Genomic DNA, 6566 nt, shown 5'->3' on the forward strand with positions numbered 1-6566 from the left:
TGGTCGAAGTAGCCGTCGTTCTCGTCGTAGGTGATGAACAGGGCCGTCTTGCTCCATACCTCCGGGTCGGAGGTGAGGGCGTCGAGGATCTGGGAGATGTACCAGGCGCCGTAGTTCACGGGCCAGTTGGGGTGCTCGGAGAAGGCCTCGGGGGCGGCGATCCAGGAGATCTGCGGGAGCCGGCCGGCCTGGACGTCGGCCCGGAGGATGTCGAAGTAGCCGTCGCCGTTCTTGACGTCCGTGCCGGTGCGGGCCTTCTCGTGGAGCGGGTCGCCGGGCTTGGCGTCGCGGTAGGCGTCGAAGTAGAGGAGGGAGTTGTCGCCGTAGTTGCCGCGGTAGGCGTCCTGGATCCAGCCCCATGATCCGGCCTTGTCCAGGCCGTCGCCCCGGTCCTGGTAGATCTTCCAGGAGATCCCGGCCTTCTCCAGCCGCTCGGGGTAGGTCGTCCAGCCGTATCCGGCCTCCTCGTTGCCGAGGACCGGGCCGGCGCCCTTGCCGTCGTTGCCGGTGTGGCCCGTCCACATGTAGTAGCGATTGGGGTCGGTGGCTCCGATGAAGGAGCAGTGGTAGGCGTCGCAGACGGTGAAGGCGTCGGCGAGCGCGTAGTGGAAGGGGATGTCCTCGCGGGTGAGGTACGCCATCGTGCCGGCGGACTTCGCGGGGATCCACCGGTCGTACTTGCCGTTGTTCCATGCCTTGTGCCCGCCGGCCCAGTCGTGGTTGAGGCCCGCGATGAACTGCATGCCCAGGTTCTCGGCCTCGGGACGGTAGGGGAGCACGTCCTTGGCGCCGTCGGGCTGGTGGAAGACGGTCCTGCCGTTGTCCAGGGTCATCGGGCGGGGGTCGCCGAAGCCGCGGACGCCCTTGAGGGAGCCGAAGTAGTGATCGAAGGACCGGTTCTCCTGCATCAGGACGACGATGTGCTCGATGTCCTTGATGGTGCCGGAGCGGCGGCGGGCGGGGATGGCGGCGGCACGGTCGATGCTGCTCGTCAGGGCCGCGTAGCCCGCGGTCGCGCCGGCGATCTGGAGGAAGCGCCGTCGATTGAGTTCAGCCATGGGTGAGGGACCTCTTGGGTGTGAGGGCTGGTAGCAGCAGAGTGATCCAAGAGCATCCAGCGCCGGGGAAGCGGTGGTGTCGCCAGTGTGACGGCGGGTGGTACATGGAGGGAACAGGCGTGCGGGGCCGGAAACGGCCGAGGGGCCGGACACCCGTGGGTGTCCGGCCCCTCGGCCGTCATGCGCCGCGCGGGGCGCGGCGGGGGTGGATCAGGCGTCGCCGCCGGGGGCGACGGCCTTCTCGGCCGCGGCCTCCTGCTGGGCGCGGGCGACCTTGCCGCGCACCAGGTACCAGCCGCCGACCAGGGCGGCCACGATGAGCGGCAGGCAGAACACCGTGTCGCGGCCGGCGCCCGGCTCGGCCGCCATCAGACCGAGCACACAGGCCAGGAAGACCAGGGTGATGATCTGGGTGTACGGGGCCCAGGGGAGCTTGTAGCCGGGGCGGGTGACCCGGCCGTCCTTGGACCGGCGCCAGAAGAGCAGGGAGCAGACCATGATCATGCCCCAGGTGCCGATGATGCCGATGGCGGCGAAGTTCAGCACGATCTCGAAGGCGTCCGCCGGGACGACGAAGTTCAGGCCGACACCCAGCACACAGAAGAACGCGGTGAGCAGGATGCCGCCGTAGGGCACCTGGCCCTTGTTCATCAGGCCCGTGAACTTCGGCGCGGAGCCGGACATCGCCATCGAGCGGAGGATGCGGCCGGTGGAGTACAGGCCGGAGTTCAGGCTGGACAGCGCCGCGGTGAGGACCACGAGGTTCATCACACCGGCCGCGCCCGGGATGCCGACCTTCGACAGGACGGTGACGAAGGGGCTCTCGCCGGCGTGGTAGGCGGTGTACGGCAGCAGGAACGCGAGCAGGATGACCGAGCCGACGTAGAAGAGGCCGACACGCCACATGATCGAGTTGATCGCCTTCGGCATGATCTTCTCGGGGTTCTTGGTCTCACCGGCCGCGACACCGCACAGCTCGACGGAGGCGTAGGCGAAGACGACACCCTGGATGACGAGCAGCATCGGCATCACACCGGTCGGGAAGATCCCGCCGTGGTCGACGATGTTGGACAGGCCCGGGGTGGAGTCGCCGACCTTGTGGCTGCTGGCCAGCAGGAAGATACCGACGACCATGAAGATCGTGATCGCGGCGACCTTGATGATCGCGAACCAGAACTCCATCTCACCGAAGTACTTCACGGAGATCAGGTTCACCGTGAGGACGACCGCGAGAGCGATCAGCGCGAGCACCCACTGCGGGATGTCGCTGAACATTTTCCAGTAATGGGTGTAGGTCGCGACGGCGGTGATATCCGCGATACCGGTCGTGGCCCAGTTCAGGAAGTACAGCCAGCCGGCCGTGAAGGCGCCCTTCTCGCCCATGAACTCACGGGCGTAGCTGACGAACGCGCCGGAGGACGGACGGTAGAGGACGAGCTCGCCCAGCGCCCGGACGACGAAGAAGGCGAAGAGGCCGCACACCGCGTAGGCGATGAAAAGGGACGGGCCCGCGTTGTGGAGACGGCCACCGGCGCCGAGGAAGAGGCCGGTGCCGATCGCTCCACCGATCGCGATCATGTTGACGTGGCGGGACTTGAGGTCCTTGCTGTAGCCCTCGTCACCCGCGTCGACGTGCGAGGACGTCGCCGCCGGGGTCGGGGTGTCGGCCGCAGTGAGGGTGCGGTCACTCATGTATTTCTTCGCCTTCGTTCCGTGGGGGAGGCAGGACCGGGCCGCACGCTGATGTGGGGGTGACCTCCATGCCCGGGGAACGGCCGCGCACGGCTTGTTCCCCTGCATCGCCGGGGGGGATCCCGGCGATGGCCCGGTGTTCGGGAACCCGGCTGGCGACGCCGGTCCCCGGTGGTGTTTCACGAGGTCATGCGGTGAATGGTGAAAGGCGCGCCAGGATTCCGTCAAGGGTTAACGGAAAGTTGACATTTTCGAAAGGCCGGACTAGGCGGGGCCCGGCGCGCCCCCGTTTTGACTTTCCGCTACGGGCCATGGACGGCGGGTGGATATCGCTGTCCATTCCACCTATCCCCCGCGCCTCCCGCGCGGTCCGCCCATTTCCGGTTCCGTGCGCCGCGTTTCCGCCCCGCCGCACCCCTCGGGGGCCGCGCCGGGGCATCGGAAAGGGGCCCCGGCGCTGCCGGGGCCCCTGTGTCCTTGCCCACCCTGGTGATCAGGGTCACATCCACCGTAGTGGCTCCCGCCGGGCGGGAGCCGTGTCACCGGGAGCGGTGCCGCTCAGTGCCCCTCTTCGTTCCCGGATCCGTTGCCGCTGACCACCGGGATCTGCTCGATCAGGTGCGAGAGCGGGTCGTCGCCGTCCTGGATGGTCGAGTTGTCCGTGCACTGCTGCTGTTGCTGAGAGGTGAGGATCGGGACGTCCTCGATGCCCACGTTGATCAGGAGCAGGAGCGACTGAAGGCCGAGCTTGCCCACGCCGATGCACAGCTTGTCGAGGCTGCCCTGGACGGCGGTCATCTGCGGGCTGCCATGGCCCCCGGTCACGGTGGTCCCGTGCACGGTCTCCGAGCCGTTGCCGTTCACGGTGGTCATGTCGTCGCGATCGAGCGCCATGGCCGGGGCGGCCGAGACTCCGACCGCCGTGGCCGTGAGGGCGACTGTCGCGAGTACCTTGTGGAGCACGTCGCTGCCTTTCGGTCGAGTGTTCCTCCCGGGCGGGAGGCGACCTGAGTAACTGCGCCGTTCCGGAGAGGTTCCGACGACTCACTCATTCGTCCCAATGGCCCCCGGAAGGCGCCCCGACTCCTCCTATTAGCGGGCACAGCGCGCCCACGATGCGCCTAAAAACGGCATATTTACACATTTTGACGCTATGTTAGGGGGCTCCGAACGCGCTCGCCGACCCGCGAAGGACGCCCCCGTGATGCTCCTCCACCGGCCCCGTCAGCCGTTCCTCGTGCGGAGCGCCTATGGCACCCCACGCCGCGCCCTGGGCGCACTCGTCCTGCTGGGGCTGATCGCCCTGGTCGCGGCGGTGGGGGGCCACGGGGTCGGGGAGCGCCTCGCCCCGGGCGGCTGGACACCCGCCCGCGCGCAGTCCACCCGGGCCGACGCCTTCCTGGCCGAGCGCTTCGGGGCCGGGCAGCCCCACCTCGTGCTGGTCGCCACGGCGCCGGGGCCGGTCGACGCGCCCGCGGCCGCCCGGGCGGGCCGGGCGCTGACCGAGCGGCTCGCCGCCGACCCCCACACCGCCTGGGTGCGCGGCTACTGGCCGCTGGCCCGGCCCGAGCTGCGCAGCCGGGACGGGCGCTCCGCCTGCGTCGGGGTGCGGTTCGGCGGGGACGAGCGTGCCGTGCTGTCGGCCGCCAAGGCCGTCGTGGCCCGCGAGGCCGGGCGGGCGGGGCCGCTGGAGGTCACGGTCGCCGGTGAGGCGGCGCTCTTCGCCGAGATGGAGCGGCTGAGCACCGAGGGCGCCACCGTCGCCGAGATGATCATCGCCCCGCTGGTGCTGCTGATCATGCTGTGGATCTTCGGGAGCCTGGTGGCGGCGCTCCTCCCGGTCGTCGTCGGGGCCTTCGCCGTCGTCACCACCACCGCACTGCTGCGGCTGCTGAGCGAGGTGACGACGGTCTCGGTCTTCGTCCTGAACATCGCCACCGCGCTCGGCTTCGGGCTGGCCGTCGACTACTGCCTGCTGATGGTCAGCCGCTACCGCGAGGAGCTCGCGGCGGGGGCGACGCCCGTACGGGCCGCCGAGCGGGTCCTCGCGACCGCGGGACGGGCCGTCGCCTTCTCGGCGACCACCGTGGCAGCGGCGCTGGGCGCCCTGCTCGTCTTCCCCCTGCCGCTGACGCGCTCACTGGCCCTGGGCGGCGCGGCCGTCGCGGTGTGCTCGGCGGCCGGGGCACTGCTGGTGCTGCCCGCGCTGCTGGTGCTGCTCGGCCCCCGGGTCAACCGCTACGACGTCTTCGCCCGCTGGCGCCGTGGCGGCCGCCGGGCCTTCGCCGAGGGCCGCTGGTACCGGCTGGCCATGTGGGTGACCCGGCGGCCCGCGGCGGTCGCCCTCGGCACGCTGCTGCTGCTCGGGCTGCTGGCCGCGCCGGGGGCCGACGCGCGGTTCGGCATGTACGACGACCGGATCCTCCCGTCGTCCTCGCCTGTCGCCCGGGCCTCGCAGCGGCTGCGCGTGGACTTCGACGACGAGAGCGGCACCGCGGCGAGCGTCGTCCTCCCGGACGTCCGGGTGACGCCCCCGCCGGCCGCCGCCGCGGCCATGGCGGCGGCCGGAGCGGAAGGCACGACGGCCCCGGAGGACCCGGCGGCCCCCGAGGACGCCGCTCCGGACGAACCGGCGGGCCGGGCGGGCACCGGCGGCCCGTCCGGGGCGCCCGACGCCTCCACCGCCGCCGTGGACGCCTATGCCGCGCGCCTCTCCCGCCTCTCCGGCGTACGGCAGGTGCGGACGGCGACGGGCGTCTACGCCCACGGCCGCCGCACGGCGGAGCCCGGGCCCTGGTCGGCGGGGTTCACGGGCCCCGCCGGCACCTGGCTGTGCGTGACGCCCAGCGCCGCCTCCGTCCTCTCCCCCGACGGCCGGCTGCTCACGGAGCGGCTGCGCCGGGAGCCCGCGCCCACGTCCGCCCTGGTGGGCGGGCCGGGTGCCCGGCTGACCGACACCGAGGACGCGCTCGGGGACCGGCTGCCCGCGGCCGTCCTGATCACCGTGGCCGCCACGCTGGTGCTGCTGTTCGCCTACACGCGCAGCCTGCTCGTGCCCGTCAAGGCGGTGCTGCTGAACGCGCTGAGCCTGGCGGCGACGTTCGGGATCATCGTCGCCGTCTTCCAGCAGGGCCGGCTCGACGCGCTGCTGGGGCCGCTCGACGGTCCCCGCACCACCGACGTGATCATCCCCGCGGTGATGTTCTGCACCGCGTTCGGCCTCTCCATGGACTACGAGGTCTTCCTCCTCTCCCGCATCCTCGAGGAGCACCGCCGGGGCAGCCCCACCGACCTCGCGGTGGCCGTCGGGCTCCAGCGCACCGCGCGGCTGTTCACCTCGGCCGCGCTGGTCTTCGCCGTCGTCATGGGCTCCCTCGCCGCCTGCGACCTCGTGATGCTCCAGCTGATCGGCTTCGGGCTGGCCGTCGCCGTGCTCCTCGACTGCACGCTCGTCCGCGCCCTGCTCGTCCCCGCGATCATGTCGCTGGCCGGCCGCGCCAACTGGTGGCCCGCCACGCGCCACCGCGCCCGCGACCGCTCCGGCCCCGACACGGCGGGCCGGTCCGGCCGCCCGGCGCCGACGCCCGCCGGAGGGGCGTGACACCACGGGCGGCGGTGTGCCGGTGCCGTGGGGCGACCGACGCGCCTGCCGCCCGGAGCGGCCCGGCGGCCGCATACTGCGATCACGGCGCCGGACCGGAACCGGGTCGTCAGGAGGGCCGCGTGTCATGATCAGCACATCGCTCGCCGCGAGCACGACCCGCCGCAGGCTGCTGTACGCGCTGGCCGCCGCCGGCGGGGCCGCCGTGGGGGGAG

General features: G+C 71.7%; 4 protein-coding genes. 1 reads left to right on the forward strand and 3 read right to left on the reverse strand.

What is annotated here, in order from left to right:
• The 3 genes from K6I33_RS29490 to K6I33_RS29500 form a co-directional block, all read right to left on the reverse strand.
• On the reverse strand, window positions 1-1058 hold a 1058-nt coding region (locus tag K6I33_RS29490; RefSeq protein ID WP_275126802.1), incomplete at its 3' end, for an alkaline phosphatase family protein.
• 210 nt (window positions 1059-1268) lie between these two features.
• Complete coding sequence (locus K6I33_RS29495) at window positions 1269-2750, reverse strand: amino acid permease (RefSeq protein WP_229357600.1); 1482 nt, start codon at window positions 2748-2750, stop codon at window positions 1269-1271.
• Window positions 2751-3308: 558 nt separating this feature from the next.
• Window positions 3309-3713, reverse strand: a complete 405-nt coding sequence (locus K6I33_RS29500; RefSeq protein WP_229357601.1) for a rodlin — start codon at window positions 3711-3713, stop codon at window positions 3309-3311.
• Window positions 3714-3954: 241 nt separating this feature from the next.
• On the opposite strand from K6I33_RS29500, the gene K6I33_RS29505 reads away from it, so the two are divergent.
• Entirely contained in the window at window positions 3955-6351 is a 2397-nt protein-coding gene (locus K6I33_RS29505) for an MMPL family transporter (protein ID WP_229357602.1), read from the forward strand.
• Window positions 6352-6566: the final 215 nt, after the last annotated feature.

Origin of the sequence: Streptomyces sp. UNOB3_S3 (assembly GCF_020740895.1) — a bacterium.
GTDB lineage: Bacteria > Actinomycetota > Actinomycetes > Streptomycetales > Streptomycetaceae > Streptomyces.